General features: G+C 50.4%; 17 protein-coding genes and 1 pseudogene. 15 read left to right on the top strand and 3 right to left on the bottom strand.

Annotation, left to right across the window (positions count from 1 at the left end; all coding sequences use genetic code 11):
* Window positions 1–183: 183 nt before the first annotated feature.
* The 7 genes from GOM71_RS01520 (at window position 184) to GOM71_RS01490 (ending at window position 10,192) form a co-directional block, all read left to right on the top strand.
* Window positions 184–1,860 (top strand): methyl-accepting chemotaxis protein, encoded by a 1,677-nt coding sequence (locus GOM71_RS01520; RefSeq protein WP_173275043.1) that lies wholly within the window; start codon window positions 184–186, stop codon window positions 1,858–1,860.
* 125 nt (window positions 1,861–1,985) lie between these two features.
* Complete coding sequence (gene chvE, locus GOM71_RS01515) at window positions 1,986–3,119, top strand: multiple monosaccharide ABC transporter substrate-binding protein (protein WP_156277745.1); 1,134 nt, start codon at window positions 1,986–1,988, stop codon at window positions 3,117–3,119.
* Between the two features lie 87 nt (window positions 3,120–3,206).
* On the top strand, window positions 3,207–4,736 hold the full coding sequence (mmsA, locus tag GOM71_RS01510; RefSeq protein ID WP_156277742.1) for a multiple monosaccharide ABC transporter ATP-binding protein: 1,530 nt from the start codon (window positions 3,207–3,209) through the stop codon (window positions 4,734–4,736).
* Window positions 4,737–4,742: 6 nt separating this feature from the next.
* Window positions 4,743–5,906, top strand: a complete 1,164-nt coding sequence (gene mmsB, locus GOM71_RS01505) for a multiple monosaccharide ABC transporter permease (RefSeq protein ID WP_156277735.1) — start codon at window positions 4,743–4,745, stop codon at window positions 5,904–5,906.
* Window positions 5,907–6,077: 171 nt separating this feature from the next.
* Window positions 6,078–7,091, top strand: coding sequence for a substrate-binding domain-containing protein (locus GOM71_RS01500; protein WP_367649423.1), 1,014 nt, complete (start codon window positions 6,078–6,080; stop codon window positions 7,089–7,091).
* Window positions 7,092–7,131: 40 nt separating this feature from the next.
* Window positions 7,132–9,030 (top strand): cache domain-containing sensor histidine kinase, encoded by a 1,899-nt coding sequence (locus GOM71_RS01495; protein WP_156277733.1) that lies wholly within the window; start codon window positions 7,132–7,134, stop codon window positions 9,028–9,030.
* Window positions 8,996–10,192: a response regulator transcription factor gene (locus GOM71_RS01490; protein WP_156277727.1), complete on the top strand. Its 1,197-nt coding sequence runs from the start codon at window positions 8,996–8,998 to the stop codon at window positions 10,190–10,192. The genes GOM71_RS01495 and GOM71_RS01490 overlap by 35 nt, the downstream gene beginning before the upstream one ends.
* Window positions 10,193–10,211: 19 nt before the next feature.
* Here the strand turns inward: GOM71_RS01490 and GOM71_RS01485 are convergent, their stop codons facing one another.
* Entirely contained in the window at window positions 10,212–11,180 is a 969-nt protein-coding gene (locus tag GOM71_RS01485; protein WP_156277724.1) for a glycosyltransferase family 2 protein, read from the bottom strand.
* Between the two features lie 248 nt (window positions 11,181–11,428).
* Here GOM71_RS01485 and GOM71_RS01480 point away from each other — a divergent pair, with 248 nt between their 5' ends.
* The 3 genes from GOM71_RS01480 to GOM71_RS01470 all read left to right on the top strand — a co-directional run bounded on the left by GOM71_RS01480 (window position 11,429) and on the right by GOM71_RS01470 (window position 14,465).
* On the top strand, window positions 11,429–12,853 hold the full coding sequence (locus tag GOM71_RS01480; RefSeq protein WP_156278076.1) for an FAD/NAD(P)-binding protein: 1,425 nt from the start codon (window positions 11,429–11,431) through the stop codon (window positions 12,851–12,853).
* On the top strand, window positions 12,829–13,539 hold the full coding sequence (locus GOM71_RS01475; RefSeq protein ID WP_253944631.1) for a TetR/AcrR family transcriptional regulator: 711 nt from the start codon (window positions 12,829–12,831) through the stop codon (window positions 13,537–13,539). Before GOM71_RS01480 ends, GOM71_RS01475 begins: the two co-directional genes overlap by 25 nt.
* Window positions 13,540–13,607: 68 nt before the next feature.
* Window positions 13,608–14,465, top strand: coding sequence for an alpha/beta fold hydrolase (locus GOM71_RS01470; RefSeq protein ID WP_156277722.1), 858 nt, complete (start codon window positions 13,608–13,610; stop codon window positions 14,463–14,465).
* Window positions 14,466–14,529: 64 nt separating this feature from the next.
* Here GOM71_RS01470 and GOM71_RS01465 read toward each other — a convergent pair.
* Window positions 14,530–15,098: pseudogene (locus GOM71_RS01465) on the bottom strand (NAD(P)H-dependent oxidoreductase).
* Window positions 15,099–15,265: 167 nt separating this feature from the next.
* Here GOM71_RS01465 and GOM71_RS01460 point away from each other — a divergent pair.
* The 3 genes from GOM71_RS01460 (at window position 15,266) to GOM71_RS01450 (ending at window position 17,715) form a co-directional block, all read left to right on the top strand.
* A complete protein-coding gene (locus GOM71_RS01460) occupies window positions 15,266–15,703 on the top strand; it encodes a MarR family winged helix-turn-helix transcriptional regulator (protein WP_156277720.1) in 438 nt (145 codons plus the stop codon).
* A gap of 100 nt (window positions 15,704–15,803) precedes the next feature.
* Window positions 15,804–16,667, top strand: a complete 864-nt coding sequence (locus GOM71_RS01455) for an alpha/beta fold hydrolase (protein WP_156277718.1) — start codon at window positions 15,804–15,806, stop codon at window positions 16,665–16,667.
* Between the two features lie 154 nt (window positions 16,668–16,821).
* On the top strand, window positions 16,822–17,715 hold the full coding sequence (locus GOM71_RS01450) for a polysaccharide deacetylase family protein (RefSeq protein WP_156277715.1): 894 nt from the start codon (window positions 16,822–16,824) through the stop codon (window positions 17,713–17,715).
* Window positions 17,716–17,989: 274 nt separating this feature from the next.
* Here GOM71_RS01450 and GOM71_RS01445 read toward each other — a convergent pair whose 3' ends face one another.
* The gene (locus GOM71_RS01445) at window positions 17,990–18,172 is read right to left on the bottom strand and encodes a hypothetical protein (protein ID WP_156277712.1); all 183 of its coding nucleotides are present in this window, start codon (window positions 18,170–18,172) and stop codon (window positions 17,990–17,992) included.
* A 143-nt stretch (window positions 18,173–18,315) separates the two neighbouring features.
* Between GOM71_RS01445 and GOM71_RS01440 the strand changes: the two genes are divergently transcribed.
* The gene (locus GOM71_RS01440; RefSeq protein WP_156277710.1) at window positions 18,316–18,726 is read left to right on the top strand and encodes a GNAT family N-acetyltransferase; all 411 of its coding nucleotides are present in this window, start codon (window positions 18,316–18,318) and stop codon (window positions 18,724–18,726) included.
* A 34-nt stretch (window positions 18,727–18,760) separates the two neighbouring features.
* On the top strand, window positions 18,761–19,777 hold the full coding sequence (locus tag GOM71_RS01435) for a potassium channel family protein (RefSeq protein WP_156277708.1): 1,017 nt from the start codon (window positions 18,761–18,763) through the stop codon (window positions 19,775–19,777).
* Window positions 19,778–19,815: the final 38 nt, after the last annotated feature.

Genomic DNA, 19,815 nt, shown 5'->3' with positions numbered 1-19,815 from the left:
TGCAATTGAGATTGGAGCCGTCTAAACTTCTTTGTTAGTTTTTTGAAAAAAGCAGTCAATAAAGTAAACAAGCGATGTGCGACCCGAATGGTATGATGTGCCTGAAAAGGGGATTGCACTAATCCATACGGCAATAAAGGGGCGATAGGCATGAAGAATAAGAGGGTTTCCGCGTCATTGGGAATGAAAATTACAGCTTCTTTTATGGCGGTTTCTTTATTGACAGGCATAAGCGGCGGTTTATCTATTTACAGTATTAAGCAGGTGAACGAGGCCTATTCGAAGCTTTTGGATGAGAACGGAGCGATTCTTCAGAACGCGACCGAAATCCAATATCGAACGCAAGTGCAGTACACGCTTCTGTCGGAATATTATGCGGAGCCGTCTCGGCAAAAGGAGCAAACGATTCAGCAGACGAACAGTGAAATTACAGCTTTGATTGTGGAAACCAAGAAAAAGGACGGCAATGTCGAGGATCAAGCCTTCTATACAACGATGGCGGAAGCGAACGCGAAGATTGCGGTTCTGTTTGGCGACATTACAGCGGCAATGGAACAAGCTGATCCTGATGAAGCGGAAATAAAAGGCGTGCTGACGCGTTCCGTTCCGTTGTCGCAAAGCTTGACGAAGCTGGCCGGCAAAGTGCAGGCACGTCAGAAAACGGTGTTGGAGATCGAACGTAAGCGAAATGAGCAAGCGATGGAAACGGTTGTCCGCAACCTGACCATTATTGGCGCATCCTCCTTTGTTATCGCCCTTCTCATAGGGCTGCTCGTATCGCTATGGATTGTGAGACCGATTCGCGCTGTCGGCAGAGCAGCGGAGGCGATCAGCCGGTTCGATCTGACGCAAGGCGATGTGTCGGTGAGAAGCAAAGATGAAATATTAGCGCTCGCAAATGCCTTCAATCAGATGAAGTCTACTTTATACAGCATCATTAGCTCGGTCCGGACGCACGCGGAACAAACGTCGGAGGCGGCGAAGGAGCTTCACCTCAGCATGTCGGGAATCGCCCAAGCTTCTGAATATAACGCGAATGTCGTGCAAAATATCGCCGCCGGCTCCGAGCATCAGGAGGCTGCTCTGCTGGATAGCGTGTCGGCTATGGAGGAGGTGTACGTCTCGGTTCAAGCGATTAATGCAATATCCGAGACGATGAATGAGAAGTCCAGGGAGGCGCTGGAATCGACCGGTTTCGGTCAAAGCGCGGTAAGCGGTTCGATTAAGCAGATGCAAACGATCGATATTCGAATGAATAAGCTGAGCCGTTCCGTTGACAGCTTGGCCGTTCGTACGCGGGAGATCGACGAAGCGATTGGTTCAATTGCGGCGATTGCGAAGCAAACCGAGATATTGGCGCTTAATGCTTCTATAGAAGCTTCTCGATCGGGAGAGAGCGGCAAAGGCTTTGTCGTCATTGCCGAAGAAGTGCGCAGGCTTTCAGGGCAGACGAAAGGAATTGCGGAGCAAATTGCAGCATTAGTCGTCGGCATCCGTGCCGAGATGGGACAAGTTGCGGTTTCCACCAGTGATAGCTCGCAGGAGGTTGCGACGGGGATTGCCGTCGTTAATCAGACGGGTGAGGCGTTTAACGCTATCGGTTCCGGCATGCGCGAGGTGGCGGAGCTTATTCAGGAAGTGGCGCTGCGCTCAATGCAGATCGCGAAGCAATCTCAGCATGCGGTATCGCGAGCGAAGAGCATTGAAGAAATAACGCGGGCACAGGCGGAAGGGACGAGCGGAATGAGCGCGAGCATCGAAGAGCAATACGCGAGCGTAGAGGAGGTTGCTTCATCCGCGGAGCTCATGAACGCGATGGCAGAGGAGCTTCGGTCATCCATTGCGAGATTCAAGGTGTAATCGGGCTATGTTTATTTTTTATAAAAAGCGGTTAACGAATTGCAAAGATTAGTCGGGGCGGCTCTTGTATGATTGCCTTATCAACAAATCAACACAGCAAACAAATCGAGAGGGGATAGACAGAAATGAAAAAAGCTCTAACGTTGTTTGTACTCACAGCACTTATTATGGTACTCGCCGCTTGCGGCGGCAATAATGCTGGCAATGCTGGCAATGCCGGCAACACAGAGTCCGGAACGGGCACTGAAGAAAGCGCTGCTAAAAACAGTGAAAAAGGAAGCGTAGGCATCTCGATGCCGACAAAATCGTCCGAGCGCTGGGTGGGCGACGGCGCCAACATGAAAAAAGAATTCGAAGCGCTTGGTTACGGCGTTGACCTGCAGTACGCAGAAGACGTCATTGAAAATCAGGTTTCCCAAATCGAGAACATGATTACAAAAGGCGTTAAGGTTCTGGTTGTAGCTGCAATCGACGGCGAGTCGCTGACGGACGTGCTGCAAAAAGCGGCTGACGAAAACATTAAAGTTATCGCTTACGACCGTTTGATCAAAAATACGGAGCATGTCAGCTACTACGCAACGTTCGACAACTTTAAAGTAGGCGTGCTTCAAGCCTCTTATCTGGAAGAGAAGCTGGGACTGAAGGATGGCAAAGGTCCATTCAATATCGAGCTGTTCGCAGGCTCCCCAGACGATAACAACGCATACTTCTTCTTTGACGGCGCAATGTCCGTACTTCAGCCGTACATCGACAACGGCAAGCTGGTTGTAAAAAGCGGCCAGACAAGCATGGAGCAAGTGGCTACGCTTCGTTGGGATGGCGCAACAGCACAATCCCGTATGGATAACCTGTTGAGCGCGAATTACGCTTCCGACACGGTACACGCGGTATTGTCCCCATATGACGGCATCAGCATCGGTATTATCTCGTCCTTGAAAGGTGTAGGCTACGGCTCGGCAGACAAACCAATGCCAGTTATCAGCGGTCAAGACGCGGAGCTCGCTTCTGTTAAATCGATTATCGCCGGCGAGCAAACGTCCACTGTATTTAAAGATACGCGTGAACTGGCTAAAGTAGCGGTAAGCATGGCTGAAGCGGTAATTCAAGGTAAAGAAGCGGAAGTTAATGACACGAAAACGTATGACAACGGTGTGAAAGTCGTTCCTTCGTTCCTGCTTGAGCCTGTATCGGTAGACAAAGAGAATTACAAACAAGTATTGGTTGACTCCGGTTACTATACGGAAGATGAACTGAAATAATAGTTAGATTGAAGCTTGCTGCGGGACAACAAAGGCGAACCGCGTTTGTTGTCCCGCACCTTATCTTTTGAAGGCGTGGTGATAGCTATGACGGATATTATATTGGAAATGCGCGGGATCACCAAAACCTTTCCAGGCGTAAAGGCGCTTGAGAACGTTAATCTGAAAGTTAAAGAAGGCGAGATTCACGCGCTGATGGGGGAGAATGGAGCGGGCAAATCGACGCTCATGAAAGTGCTCTCCGGCGTATACCCTTACGGTTCCTATGAAGGCGACATTCTATTCAAGGGCAAAGCCTGCGAATTTAAAAATATCCGAAACAGCGAGCAGCTTGGCATTGTTATTATCCATCAGGAGCTGGCGCTTATTCCGCAGCTTTCGATCGCGGAGAACATTTTCCTCGGGAATGAACAGGTCAAGGGCGGCATTATCGATTGGAACGGAACGACAGTTCGCACCCGCGACCTCTTAAATACAGTAGGCTTGTCCGAATCGCCTAATACGGCTGCGGGTTCGCTCGGGGTCGGCAAGCAGCAATTGGTTGAAATTGCGAAGGCGCTTTCCAAAGAAGTAAAGCTGCTTATTCTGGACGAGCCGACCGCGGCGCTGAACGAAGAGGACAGCGACAACCTGCTTAATCTGATGCTGGCGTTCAAACAGCAAGGCATTACGTCCATCATTATTTCGCATAAGCTCAACGAGATTATGAAGGTTGCTGATTCGATTACCATTTTGCGCGACGGCAAGACGATTGAGACGCTCCTCGTGAAGGAAGACAACATTACGGAAGACCGGATTATTAAAGGGATGGTCGGCCGCGATTTGACGAACCGATATCCGGAACGCCAGCCGAAAATCGGCAGCATGCTGTTCGAGGTGAAAAACTGGAACGTGTTTCATCCGACACAGCTCGAACGCAAAGTCATCGACGATGTCAGCTTCCATATTAAACGCGGCGAGATCGTTGGCATTGCCGGTCTGATGGGCGCCGGTCGAACAGAGCTTGCGATGAGCATCTTCGGGCAGTCGTACGGCCGGAAAATTAGCGGCCAGTTGTTTAAGGACGGCAAAGAAACAAAGCTTTCCGATATTAGCAAAGCGATCGACAACGGCGTTGCATACGTAACCGAGGATCGGAAGGAATACGGTCTTATTTTGATGGAGGACATAAAGCGGAACACTACAATGGCCAACCTGAAGGGGCTCTCCAAATGGTTTGTCGTTGACGACTACGAGGAACTTCGTGTAGCGGAAGGCTTCCGCAAGAAGCTAAACATCAAGACGCCGAGCATTCATCAGAAAACGGGCAATTTGAGCGGAGGCAACCAGCAGAAGGTTGTGCTCAGCAAATGGATTTATACCGGACCGGATGTGCTCATTCTCGACGAGCCGACGCGCGGTATCGACGTTGGCGCCAAATATGAAATTTATACGATTATTAACGAGCTGGCTGCGCAAGGGAAAGGCATCTTGATGATTTCCTCCGAGCTGCCTGAGCTGCTTGGCATGTGCGACCGCATTTATGTGATGAACGAGGGCCGCTTTACCGGTGAGGTTCCAAGAGCGGAAGCCAATCAAGAAGTACTAATGAAATATATGACGAAAAGCAGGGGGTAGATCGGCATGGAAACCGCTCTGAAATTGTTTCGCAGCAATATTCGGCAGTATGGCATGTTCATTGCGTTAATTTTGATCATGCTGCTCTTTCAATTTCTATCTGATGGTAATTTGTTGAAGCCGCTTAATATTACGAACCTTATTCTTCAAAACAGTTATATTCTTATTCTCGCGATCGGTATGCTTTTGGTTATTATAACGGGGCATATTGACTTGTCTGTCGGCTCAATCGCCGCCTTTGTCGGGGCCGTGTCCGCCATTATGATGGTTAAGCACGGCATGTCCTTTCCGGTGGCGATGGTGCTCTCGCTTGTATTTGGCGCTTTGGTCGGCGCTTGGCAAGGCTTCTGGGTCGCCTATGTGCGCATCCCGTCCTTTATCGTAACGCTTGCCGGCATGCTGCTGTTCCGCGGCTTGACGATGCTGGTGCTCGACGGAAAATCGGTTGCTCCGTTTCCGGAAGGCTTCCGTGCGATCAGCACCGGGTTCATTCCGGATGTGCCGGGCAACTTCGATCTTCATATGCTGACCGTAATTATCGGAATTGTGTTATCCGTACTGTATATTTTTATGGAATGGCGCGGACGCTTAATACAAAAACGTTATCAGATCGAGCAGCTGCCGCTTCCTTTCTTCTTCCTCAAGCTGGCTGCGGTCATTGCGATCATCAACTTGTTCACCTTTGTTCTCGCTTCCTATAAAGGGCTGCCGAACATTCTCATTATGCTTGCGCTGCTCGTTGCGCTGTATACGTTCGTGATGCGCAAAACGGTAATGGGCCGTCATATCTATGCATTGGGCGGCAATGAGAAAGCGGCTAAGCTTTCCGGCGTGAAGACGAAGAAAATGACCTTCTGGGTATTCGTCAATATGGGCGTGCTGGCAGCGCTGGCCGGTCTCGTATTTGCGGCTCGCCTGAATGCGGCTACGCCGAAAGCGGGCGTTAACTTTGAGCTTGACGCAATCGCAGCCGTATTTATCGGCGGCGCGTCCGCAACAGGCGGGGTCGGAACGGTAATCGGCGCCATTGTCGGCGGTCTTGTCATGGGCGTTATGAACAACGGCATGTCGCTGATCGGCCTTGGCATCGATTATCAACAAGGGATTAAGGGTCTGGTGCTTTTGCTGGCAGTCGCCTTTGACCTTTATAACAAAAACAAATCCGCCTAATAAGCGGAGCCATAGAAATGCGCGCAGCGCGGAGCGTTCACAGTTTGTGGACACTCCGCGTTTAGCCGTTGTATTGTAGTGAAACCGGTATAGGCCAATTTAACGTTTAGAGAGAACCGGAAAGGGAATGACGGCTGCGGCGGCCGCTCATGCCCGAAGGAGGGGTCGAAAGTGAAAAAGCTTTTGCTGGTCTACATCGTGCTTATTGCAACCTTGATGGCCTATTTATATGTGGCATTTGTGCGGGAGGATAACAACAGCCTGCTGGACGAGTCGGCCGGCCTTATCGGGACGACAGAAGAAAAGTATGTTATGGTCAATTTTTTAACCGGCATCGATTATTGGAAAAACTGCCTGAAAGGGTTCGAGGATGCTGCGGAAGCGCTTGGCGTTTCGGTTGAATACCGCGGCTCGACGCAATACGATGTGCAGGAGGAAGTGATGGTGCTGGAGCAGGTCATTGCCCGAAACCCTGCGGGCATTGCGGTGAGCGCCATCAATTCCGAAGCGCTGAACGCGGCGATTAATAAGGCAGTGGAAGCCGGGATTCCCGTTGTTATGTTCGATGCCGACGCGCCGAACAGCGAAGCGTATTCCTTTCTCGGAACGAACAATTATAACGCCGGTGTGACGGCTGCCCGCAAGATGGCCGAGCTAACCGGCGGAAGCGGAAAGTTTGGCGTCATTACGCTTCCGAACCAGTTGAATCACCAAGAGCGTACACGGGGCTTTAAAGAAACGTTAAGCGCAGAATTTCCGGAGATGGAGTTTGTTGCGATTGAGGATGGAAAAGGCGATCAGCTGGTGACGGAACAAAAAGTGCGTGAATTATTGGAGCGCTATCCCAATTTAAGAGGTATTTTCCTGACGGAAGCTAACGGAGGCGTTGGGGCGGGAAATGCGATTTTGCGGATGGGCAAGCTAAATCAGGTAAAGCTGATCAGTTTCGATACCGATAAAGGGACGCTCGATATGGTCAAGAGCGGCACCATCTCTGCTACCCTTGCTCAAGGCACATGGAATATGGGTTATTGGTCGCTCATGCATCTGTTCCATATGCACAATGAGCTGGTCGAGCCAATGCCGGATTGGCGGGAATCGAACGTTCCGCCTTTGCCCTCCTATGTGGATACAGGGATAACGGTCGTCACACAGTCGAATGTTGATCTTTTTTATGCGAAATAATTTCCAAGCTGTGCAGCTTGAGGGAACGGGGTGAGGCGGGATGGCGCTAAGACGGCTGCAAAAATGGTTTCAGCTCAATAACTGGACGATTCGGTACAAATTGATCGTTCATTTTTTGCTGATCAGCACCCTCCCGGCTCTCGGCATCGGATTGTTAATGGGATGGGCCGTTAACGGCATTGTAGAAAAACAGGTCAATGAGCATACGATGCAATTGATCGATAACGTAAATAAGTCGCTGGATGCCTATGCCGGCAACATTCAAAATATTTCGTACTTTATCTCGATGAACCCGGAGATTCAGTCCTTTCTGAAGGAAGGGCACTCGGCGATTGAAGGGGAGCATGAGCAGTACAAGCTGGCGAAGTTTTTGCAAAGCTTTACCGCGCTTTATTCGGAGGTAGCCGGAATTATGGTAGTCGAAGCGAACGGCGACTATTTCAGCAACGAAATGTATGCGCGGACCGACCGCAGCTTGACTGAAGAGAGCTGGTACAAAGAAGCGGTTCAAGCGAAAGGCATTTTCAAAATGATCGGTCATCCGTTCAGCCGAAACGTCACTACGCATGCCAACTATAAGGACAACGAGGTTGTCTCGGTTGTACGGGCCATTCAGGACCCGGATACGCAGAAAACGCAAGGCGTCGTGCTGATCGATTTGAAGCTGCGGGTCATTGCGGAAACGGTCCGCGACGTCAGGCTCGGCAAGTCGGGATATTTAATGGTTATCAACGACGTTGGCGAGAGCATCTATGCGCCCCGTAATTCCAAAATCGGCAGTATGGATATGTCGCTGCTCGGCGGCAACAGCTCCGGCATGTTTTCGCAGAAGCTTGAAGGCCGGGAGCTGCAGTTTATTTATCAGAAATCGCCGTTTACGAATTGGACGACGGTGGGCGTGTTTGACGTTCAGGACAGCGTGAAGGAGATTAAGGATATCAATCTTTACCTCGTTGTTTTCGTGTTTGTCGTCTGTATGCTCGGTATCGCAGCGTCCTATTATTTGTCTCATTCTATTTCGCGGCCGATTTCGCAGCTGTCCTCCTTTATGCGCAAGGTTGAGGAGGGCAATATGCAAATCCGAATTCCCGAGGAGCGGGAGGATGAGGTCGGCATGCTGGGCCGCAGCTTCAACAAAATGCTGTCGCAGATGACCCGCCTCATTGCGCAGGTGTGGGAGGAGCAGCGGCTGAAGAGGGAAGCCGAGCTGCGCAGCCTTCAAGCGCATATTCAGCCGCATTTCTTGTACAACACGCTGGACACGATTCAGTGGCTTGCCCGGAAGGATGGCGCGAAGGAAGCGACGGAGATGGTGGAGGCGCTGTCGAAGCTGTTCCGTATCGGCCTCAGTAAAGGTCAGGAAATGATTCCGCTGGAGGACGAGTATGAGCATATCCGAAGCTATCTGAAAATCCAGAAAACCAGGTACAAGGATAAGCTGAATTATACGATTGATATTGATGAGAGCTGCGGCGACGTGCAGGTGCTGAAGCTCATTCTTCAGCCGGTGGTCGAAAATTCGATCTATCACGGCATTAAAGAACGAAGAGGTCCGGGTATCATCGCTATCCGTGCCAGAGTTCATGCCGGGCTGCTTGAAATCGTTATTCGCGATGATGGGGTCGGCATGTCGGAGGAGCGGCTTGCCGAGCTGCGTGCGGCGCTTGAAGCGGTGCCGGCAGCAACGGAAGACCGCGAAGGCGGAGCGAAAGCAGAAAGCGGCGGGCATGGACACGCAACTGCAAGCGTCGGGGCTGGCGCGAGCTACGGCTTGCGCAACGTGCAGGAACGGATCCGTTTAAGCTTTGGAGAGCCTTATGGGCTGGAGATTGAAAGCGTGCAAAAACAGGGCACGACCGTAACGATCAAGCATCCAATTATTCGCCGGAAAGGATGGGACGGAAATGGCACGCAGCTGGAAGACATTAATCGCGGATGATGAGGCGATTATTCGGGAGGGCATTCGCGGCTCAATCCCTTGGAGCGAACTGAATATGGAAGTTGTCGGCGAAGCGGAGGACGGCGAAGAAGCGCTGGAGCTTGCTATTCAGACGCAAGCGAATATAATGCTCGTCGACTTGAGCATGCCGATTATGAACGGTCTTACTTTAATCGGCCATATCCGCAAGGAGCTTCCGCAATGCAAAATCGTCATCATTACCGGCCATGATGAATTTGCTTACGCGTACGAAGCGATCAAGCTTGAGGTTGACGATTATATATTGAAGCCGGTCAATCCGGGAGCGCTGACGGAGGTGCTGAGAAAGCTGGTGCAAAAGCTGGAGCAGTCGACGGTTAACGAGGAGCTTCTGCACATGGCCTCCAAGCAGATTGAGAAGAACTTTTCGCTGCTCCGCGAACGGTTTTGCCTGGAGTGGATGAAGGGCGAGCTTGGCGAGGAGGAAATGAAGGAGCAGCTTTCTTTTTTGAAAATGCCGGATGTTTCGCCCGATCGCTTAGGTGTCATTCGTTGGCCGGAGCAATCGAAGGGCAAAGCCTTTTTCTCGGAAAAAGATCGGCAGCTGCTGCTGTTTGCGATTGAAAATATTGCGGAGGAGCATCTGCGCGACTATACAGCAGTTCATTTTCGCGATGAGGTCGGGCTGATTGTCGTGCTCGTATGGGGCAGCCCCGACAATTCCGTATTCCAACAGATCGAAGCGGCAATCGCCGATTATCTCAAAATTACGGTAGTGACCAGCTTCCTGCCTAACACAGCGGGCGATGTGCCGTCGCTTTACAAAGAAGCGAAAGCGGCGGTGAACACGGAGACGCGGCTGACGCCATTTGTGCGCCGAACGAAAGAGATCATCGCGGAACGCTACTCCGATCAGGAGCTGTCGCTGGAGGGCATTGCGAACGAGCTGAACGTGTCGACGGTCTATTTGAGCCGGTTGTTCAAGCAGGAGGTCGGAGCATCGTTTATTAATGTACTGACGCAGACGAGAATTAAGCAGGCGATCCGCCTGTTGAGCGAGACCGAAATGACGATGGGCGAGATCGCGGAGCGGACCGGGTACGAATCGCAGCATTATTTCAGCACCTCCTTCAAAAAAATCGCCGGCCTGCCGCCGAATCAATACCGCAAAAACGTACGCTAACTCAGGCAGTCTTTACGGATTATACGGCGCGGCTTCTTTTCCTGGCTCCCATGAGCAGCGCCAGCAGGACAACAAGCCGTTTGAGCGGGATTGCGCTCACTCCGCGTATTTGAAGCAGCAAACGGGCCGCTTGCTGCTTGCGATTGCTATGCGCGTAAGCGATTGCGCACTCGATGACCGCTTGCGTCAGCTGCTTTCGCAGCATTTTTTGCTCCTTGCCGGTGAGCATCGTTTTGTGTCGCGTCCGTATTTCCTGCAGCGCTTCGACCTTGCTGATGCTGTTCTCCAGCCTTTTATTCGATTGCTGGCCGCCATGCATACGGCTCGAGCCCAATATCCGGTCTATATAGACGGCATTGACCCGATGCGCACCGAGAGAAAGCATCAGCGCAAGATCAGGAACCAGCCCCCCGTAGCTTTGAAAGAAGCCGACTTGCTCCAGAACGCTTCTGCGGTAGAGACAAAAGATGATGCAGAACAGGCAAGCTTTATTCGTTATCGTCTGGATAAAAACATCGTTATAGACAGCGGTTTGTAATTGGTCTCTTCCGGAAAAGGCCTGGAACCGCTCGAATTCGGCAGGCTGGTCAACGCCCTTCTCATTCATGAAGGAATGGTTGGAGCAAGAAAAGCCGCATGACGGATTGGCAAGGAGATGACGGTAGTGGACTTCGAGAAATTTCGCATACCAGATGTCATCGTCATCAAGCATCGCCACATATTCGCAGGAGGTTGACGTGATGGCTTGCTGGCGATTGGCTAGCTGGCCTAACGGCGGATCGTTGACTATATGCACAATTGTAATGTGGCGATGCTCCTGCGCGCATTGTTCAATGACCTGCCTCGTTTCAGAATCGGCCCCATCCTCGCTGACGATAATTTCAGTTGGAAGCAATGTTTGAGTGCAAATGGATTGCAGGCAGTCCCGCAAATAATGGGCCCGATTGCAAGTTGTCACGGCGACGCTTATGCCGGGGGTTGGATTCATAGTTATTCACGCTCCGGGTGATACGAATTGTATCGGATATGCCATTAATGTATCACAAACGCTACTCTTCGTAAATATACACAATTCGCCGTTCATAATTTATGCGTGATGCTAAGAAATCGAAGGCCAACTTTCCACAGCAAGTTTGGGGCGATAAAATAGATTCATATATAACGTTTCGTGTGCGAGATGCTGACATGTTGCGAGTTGGCGATAAAGCAGATCATCCTTGGAAAGGTTGGATCGATATGAGTCTTGAGGCGTTGAATGCAAGAGTAAAAACCGATCTTTCTTATTTGGCGTATGGAGGGCCCAATTGGGTACGCCCTCGCAGCCATGCCGACGGGCATGTATATGATGTTGTCATTGTCGGCGGCGGACAGAGCGGACTTAGCATCGCATTCGCTTTGCTGCGCGAGCGGATAGCCAATATCGTGGTCATTGATGAGAATCCGGAGGGCTACGAAGGGCCGTGGGAAACGTACGCAAGGATGATGACGCTGCGCACGCCGAAGCACTTGACCTCGGTTGATCTCGGCATACCGTCGTTGACATTTCGTTCGTGGTGGGAAGCGCAGCACGGCGCAGAGGGCTGGGAGGCGGTAGATAAAATTCCGCGCGGCGATTGGATGAACTATTTGCGCTGGTACCGGAGTATTCTCGATCTGCCCGTCGTTAATGAAGTGAAGCTTAATCTGATAGAGCCGGGAGAGGAAGGTCTTCACCGGCTTCATATAGAAAGAGCGGGAGCGCGGGAGGAACCGCTGCTTGCCCGAAAGGTTGTGCTTGCGACCGGCATTCAGGGCGGCGGCGAGTGGCATGTTCCGCCGATGATATCCGCAAAGCTTTCGCCGCATTTGTATGCCCATACGGCGGATCGCATCGATTTCGGTTCGTTAAAGGGCAAACGGATCGCGGTGCTCGGCGGCGGAGCCTCGGCTTTCGATAACGCTAACTTCGCACTTGCAGAAGGAGTGTCCGAAGCGCATGTGTTCGTCCGCCGCAAGGAGCTGCCGCGCATTAACCCGATCCGGCAAATGGAGGTCTCGGGCATGATCGAGCGCTATCCTTCTTTAGCGGACGAGGAGAAATATGCGGTGATGGCGCATTTTTTCAAAAACAACCAGCCGCCGACGAACGATACGTTCGAACGCGCGGTTTCCCGGCCAGGCTTTCGGCTGCATTTAGGAGCGCCATGGCTGGACGTTGAAGCGGATGGAGAAGGGGTGACGGTGACGACCCCGCAAGGGAAGCACGCCTTCGATTTTCTCATTATTAGCACGGGGCTGCTGACTGACCCGTCCTTCCGTCCGGAGCTGAGGCTCGTCGAGCGCCATATCGCCCGTTGGGGCGATCGGTTTGCCGCGCCGCAGGAGCTTGCCAACCCGGCGCTTGATGCGCACCCTTACTTGAGCCCCGGATTCGCGTTCACCAGCCGTGATGAAGAAGGCGAGAAGCGGCTTCACGGACTTTTTACATTCAGCTATTCGGCGTTAATCAGCTTTGGCGTGTCCGCCTCTGCATTGTCCGGTATGCGCTGCGGCGTGCCCAAGATCGCTTCGGCTGTGGCGGAACAGCTGTTTTTAGATGATCAGGATACGATTTTAAGCCGCTATTTCGCTTATGATGATAAGGAGTTTGTCGGCGAATGGCCGAAGGCTGGCGAGGCCTGATTGAGTTGATTTTAAGGAACGGCCGATTTGCAGGCGTGAATGCCTTGCATTCGGTCGTTTCTTTTTATATTATAAAAATGAATGGAGGTTCATTTATGGTGCAGGTATTGAAAAGCGAACTGCGGGAAGCGATTTTGAATGCGGCTTGCGAAGAGTTTGCCGAGTATGGCTATGCGGAGGCTTCCGTCAAAAGAATCGCCGATAAAGTAGCCATTTCGGCAGGCAATTTATATCGGTATTTTGCAGGGAAAGAAGCGCTGTTCGATGCTGTCGTAGAACCGGCGAATCAAGATCTGGACTACATGATTAACGGACATGGCGAAGGGACTCAAGCGAAAGGCGAAGGGGCTGTCATCGATTCGATCGTACAAGTGCTTACGGATATCGCTCAGAAACGCCGGGTACAACTTTTGATCCTTATTTATGGATCGAAGGGAACACGGCATGAAGGCGCTATGCTGAGCGTGAATCAGATGATGGCGAATCATTTGATCGGCCATTTGTCTGCCTATAACAAGAAGCAGCCGCTCGAGCCATTAGATGAAGACGTAGCGATGTCGATCTCCGCAGCGTTCATGCAAGGGTACTTCGAAACGATTCGCCGCAATTCCGATTCAGAAGCATGCAAACGCATGATAAGGCAATATCTTTTGATCTGGTATAAGGGATTACAGACGTTTCTTTAATGAATAAGGAAACGTCTCCTTTTTGGTTCAATAGTGAATTTATATTCATTTTTTAGGGGGCGTTGCAAATGCGGAATCTTTTTAAAACGAAAGCGGGACTTGTGCTGGAATATACCGTTCTCGGCCATGGAGAGCCGGTTTTAGTGATGCATGGAGGACATTCGAATTGTTACGAGGAGTTTGGCTATGACGAGCTTTTGGCTCGAAATTATTCGATCATTACTCCGAGCAGACCGGGGTACGGGCTATCGGCAAAAGCAATCGGGCATACGCTTGAAACGGCTTGCGAAGCTTATATCGAGCTGCTGGATTACCTTCGCATACAGAAAATTCATGTCGTTGCGATTTCTGCAGGGGGACCAAGCGGCATTGTGTTGGCGTCACGCTTTCCTGAGCGAGTAAGAAGTCTTGTCTTGCAATCGGCCGTAACGCATACGTGGTTGACGCCGAAGGATTCGTTATACCAAACGGCCCGATTCATGTTCAGGCCTACGGTTGAGAAATATTTATGGTCTTTAATGAGACTTCTGCACAATTGGATACCTTCGGCTATGTTTAAACATACGATTGTTTCGTTCAGCAAACGGCCGAAGAAAGAAATATTGCCGCAGTTCAGCGCCGAAGACAGGGAATTGTATCGCCGCATGTTGAATCGGCAGAGGTCGGGGCACGGGTTTTTGCTTGACTTGGAACAGACCGGGAATGATTGGACTGCCGCTATTTCAACGATTCAATGCCCTGTGCTGATCCTGCATAGCAAGTATGACGGTCTCGTCCCTTTGGAGCATGCACGCTATGCAGAGCGGCATATTGCTAAGTCTCGTCTGTACGAACTGGAATCGTGGGGGCATTTAATATGGCTTGGAGAAGGCGCGCCCGATATGTATCGGGAGTGGTTTGCGTTCTTAGATCAGCAACGTGCCTAGCGATAGACTGCGGCGGTAGCTCCAGTCAGGAAAGCTGCTGCCGCAGTCATAGCAATATCGAGCCTTAGGCGGATACGGTTTTAAAATACCGGTAAATTCGCTGCAGCTTTTCCGCATGCTTTCCTTTCGGGCTTTCCATCCCTCCGAACTCGAAAAACTTCACCTTTTTAATTCCCACGTAATTGAAAAGCGCTTTCCGCATTAATATTTTGTGCGAATTGTTCAGCCAGAGGAGCGGGTACAACGCCGGTCCCTTCATGGTAGAAATGCAGACGACCGATTTGCCCTTCAACAGCCCCTCAGGGAGCAAGCCCCCAGTTTCCCTGTAAGCGAAATTCGAAGCGAACATCTGGTCAATATAGCCGAGCAGCATCGCCGGAGGACGTCCCCACCAGATCGGATAGACGAATACGATTGTTCACGGTATTGGCTGAGTACGGGGTCGATATGCATATCCCTTCTCCGCTTGTTTTCATTGAACACGAGCACGGGATTGAATCCTTCTGCGTACAGATCAATCACTTTTATTTCGTTGATATGCGGATTCTCGCTCCCTCCCTCCAGCACTTTTTGCAAAAAGGCGTTGCTTAAGCTTTTCGGATTAGGATGCGTATAGATGATGAGCGTTTTCATAGGCCACCTCTTTATTGTTATCATTTGACAATTAAATGCTATCACGAGGACATGTTAGTTGTCAAATGATACTTATTTTATGATAATTGTTTTATGATAATTTATTTGGTATGGTACCGATAAGTGTAAGGAGTGGCTTTGAGATCCTGATGTAAGGAGTGGCCCTGATGAACAAAAAAGCGTTATTCGAGCAGCTTGTCCCATTCATTAGCGCGGTGCACCAGACCCAAAATGACATGACGAAGCAAATGCCGATCGGCGAGCTGACCAAGGCGCAGTACGGCATATTGGAGTATATTGCGGTTTCGCAGCCGATTACGCTCAGTGAAATTAGCGATTGCAAGGATATGTCGATGCCGAACACGAGCCGCGAGCTGAAGAAGCTGACCGATAAAGGATTGTGCGTGAAAATAAGCGATGCCGAAGATCGAAGAAAGCAATATATCCGTCTGTCGCCGGAGGGCGAAGCGCTGATGGGAATGGCTTTCGGCTACATGGAGGATCAGCTGGCGAAGAAGCTGGAAGGCGTTACGGACGAGACGCTTGAGCAGATGATTCAAGCGATGGCGCTGCTTCAAAGAACGATTTTCCAAGCTGAACAATGAGGTCTGTTTAGGCAAGACCGCGCAATACGCGAGAACCCAAATCTGTCTCCCGGCATAAAATAGCCCATATCCGCATTTTATCGGGAGAGGAATCATTATCATGTCCTATTATTCACCCTATGAATCCAATTACAATGTTTATTATGGCGATGCTCCGCGGCATCCCGTTTACTATCACCATCCGTTCGCTCATGCGGCCGGTCATCCGAGTTACCCGCAAGCTGCGCATCAGCGGCTTGTGTTCGTGCTTGTTCACGGCTCTTGGGCAGATACGACGTTCTGGAACGGAGTTGCCGACGAGCTGAGGAAGCAGGGGCATGCGGTATATGTCCCGGAGTATCCGGGCCATGGCAATGACTCGGATCCGAACGTGACGCATGGCATGATCTCCAGATCGGTTGCCGATTATATAATCGCTCATCAGCTGCGCGATGTTGTGCTTGTCGGCCACAGCTTTGGCGGCTCGGTCGTACAGAAAACGGCGGAGCTGGTGCCGGACCGATTGAAGCGGCTAGTGTTTATGAATGCCTTCGTGCTGGAAGACGGACAGTCGGTTGCGGATCAGTTTCCGCCTCCTGTGCAAGAGGCTTTTAGGCAGCTAAGAGCGATGTCCAAGGACGATACGATTATGCTGCCTTTTCCGTTGTTTCGGGACGCCTTCGTCAATCTGGCCGACCTTGCGCTGGCGAAGCGGCTTTATGGAGAAATTCGTCCGGAACCGGCGAAGGCGGCTTTTGAAAAGCTGGATTTGAAGCGATTTTACGTTTTGCAGCTGCCGAAAAGCTACCTCTACTTAACGGAGGATAACGTTTTGCCCCAAGGAGAAGGGTACGGCTGGCATCCGCATATGTCGAGCCGCTTAGGCATGTTTCGTCTGATCAAGTCGCATGGCGACCATATGACTTATTTCAGGTCGCGGCCAGAGCTTATGGCGCAGAAACTGTATGAAGCTTCAAGAGACTGAGATTATTGAATGAAGGAAAGCTATTTACAAATTGAATTTCTGATGTATAATGACCGTAGATTAATGGCTTTGCAAAAAAATAAGGACGCAAACACCTCTCGGTGTTTGCGTCCTTATTTTTATTTTTATTCATAATAGGAGGATGGGGTAGTTGATGATTCAAAGATTAGGTTTTGCGGCTGATGACCGGGTGTTAATTATTAATGCGGACGATTTAGGCATAACGAAGGGGACGAATGAAGCCATTGTCGATTTGTTCGAACAACAAGCGATAACTTCAACATCGATTATGATGCCTTGCGCGGACTCGGATGAAGCGATGGAGATGTGCACGAAGCAAGGCGTTGAGAAGATTGGCATTCATATAACTCTAACCAGCGGCGAGCGGCATTCTTACACCCCCGTATTTCAAAAAAGCAATTTAAACAGTTTGCTCACAGCAGAAGGATACTTTCATAAGGATGCCGCTTTACTGGAAACTAACGCCGACGAAAAGGAGGTTCGCATAGAAATCGAGTCACAGATTCAAAGCGCGATTGCAAGAGGAATCGATCCAACCCATCTGGACAGCCATGCGGGGAGCATTATGGGGTTCTGCACAGGACGAGACTTTTTAGAACTAACCTTTGATTTATGTGAAAAGTACCGTCTGCCGTTTAACTTGCCTTATCGAATCGTGGAACAGCCCTTTTTGAATGCGGATCAAAAGAAACGGTTTCAAGCAAGACTGGATTCGGCAAAAGAAAGGGGGATTTTATCCATTGACGATATCGTGTTGCTGCCGTATTGCTTTAATCCTCTTAACCGTTACAAGGAAATGAAGAGACAGCTGATTGAACTTATTAAAAATATAAAGCCTGGAATTACGCAGTTGACGGTGCATCCTGCTCAAATAACGGACGCGTTGATTGAAGCAACAGGCTGTTATAAAGAAAGAGAGATAGAGCTGCAATTGCTGAATGATGTCGATATTAAACAATGGATTCAAAGGGAGCGGATTAAGCTTATGTCGTGGGCAGACATTCGAGACTTGCAAAGAAGTGTTTGAAAATGATCTGCCGGTTTGCTGCTGCTCTACTGGCAGCGCAGCGCGAAGTGCCATCTGGCACGCCATTTTTGGTTATCATCACGGTTTCATATAAGCGATCAAGACGCGATTGCCGTCCGGGTCAAGCAGCGGCACTTCGGAAAGGTCGTCAAATTGCTGCGGTTCGCCTGCCAGCTCAAAACCGTTGTCCCGAACAAAAGCGAGCGCGCGGTCAAAATCGTCCGTCTCAAAGTAGAGCAGCTAAACAGAATGCGAATATACATTCGTCTTTTGCTCATCTGCGGCTAAGCGTTATTTCCCGCCTCCAATATGTAAAAGGACAATATTCCTGCAGGACGACGGTACCCCCGCTGACGCTGCACAGAACGCCGGTGACGCCTTGGCCGTTCGTCAAGGAGACGCCTACGGGCTGGCCGACCAAGCGCATTGCTTTTGAATACCATGCCGGTTGAAACATCGCAATCACCTCCAAGAGCCATTGTATGTCGGCAACCATGCAGGTGTACGGTTTGCAGTATTATTTCAAGGAATTATTTGTTATGGTAATATTGTGGTAGTTTGTGCTGTGAAGCGCAATATGAGGAATAGAGGTGTTTTCGAATGGAGAAGGTTTATAAGCAATATGTGATCAGTGACGATAAATCAAGAGTCGATGTCGAGATCGTACTCGACTATTTAAGCCGAAGCTATTGGGCGAGCGACAGAGCCGAGGAGCGCATACGGAAGTCAATCGAAAATTCGCTGTGCTACGGCGTGTATGACGGGGAGCGGCAGGTAGCCTTTGCGAGAATCGTAACTGACGAAGCGACCGTGTACTATGTATGCGATGTGTTTGTGCTTGAGGCTTATCAAAGACAGGGGATAGGAAAAAAACTAGTTGAAACGATCGTCAATTCGGAGCGATTCGAAGGGATGAAAGGCTTGCTGGGAACGCGGGACGCTCACGGATTATATGAACAGTACGGCTTTGAACAGGTTCAGGGGGTCTATATGAGAAGACGCGTCCAGTGATGGAAATTAGCGGCGTTAAGGAAAGGAGCCTGCCATGCTTTTTATTCGTTTGCTTTCTTCTAAGCTGCTGCGAATGAGCAAGACAACGCTTACGGTCAGCGTTGTTCTGTTTGTAACCGTAAGCGCGACGATTGCCTATTTGCTGGAGCCGGCTACCTTCAGCAGTTGGTTCAATTCTTTCTATTGGGTGCTGACGACGATGGCGACAGTCGGCTACGGCGATTTTTTTGCCAAGACGGTGCCGGGTAAAGTGCTTACCATTTTTTTGTACGTATTCGGTATCGGTCTTCTCAGCTTGGTCATCGGAAAAATTATCGAGGGCATTTCAAACGTACAGCGAAAAAGGGGGGAAGGGACGTTGCAATTCCGAGGCGCCAATCATTTTATTATTATTAATTGGAGCAAGAAGGTGCAGACGGCGGTCGAAGAAATATTGTCTCACATGCCGGATTCCGATATCGTCATCATTGACGAAACGGGCAAGCATCCGCTGGAGCATTTGCATCAGGTTCATTTCATAAGCGGCGACCCAGCTGAGGATGAGGTGCTGACGAAAGCGGGCATTGAGCGGGCTCGCGCCGCTATCGTGTTCGGCGATATTCGGATCGACGAGGCATCGCTTATTGACGGAAAGTCGCTTCTCATCGCTTCGAGCATTGAACGGATGGCGCCGCACGTGCATACGACCGTCGAAATTATTCAGGAAAAGCACATTCGCAATTTCCATCATGTCAAAGTAAATGAATTTGTGCTGTCGCATGATGCGATATCCCGGCTTGCCGTCCGTTCGGCGATGCAGGAGGGCAATTCGGATTTGTTCAGGCAGCTGCTGAGCCGTCAATATGGCGACGACATTTACGAGGCAAAGCGGAACGCGGCATGGCGGACGTACGGCGACGCTTTCAGAGGGCTGCTGGAGCAAGGGGCGACGCTGCTTTCGGACCGCGGCGATCTCGGCATTAACCGCAAGCTGAATGATCCGATACCTGCGGATGCGAAGCTTTATATCATTTGCGACGAGCATACGGCGAAAAAAATAAAAGAGTTGTGAGAATGACTGACATCTAAAGGATGCTTTTGGAAATAACA

It is taken from the genome of Paenibacillus sp. NEAU-GSW1, from assembly GCF_009737085.1.
Lineage (GTDB): Bacteria > Bacillota > Bacilli > Paenibacillales > Paenibacillaceae > Pristimantibacillus.
This window is presented reverse-complemented; position numbering and strand designations above follow the sequence as displayed.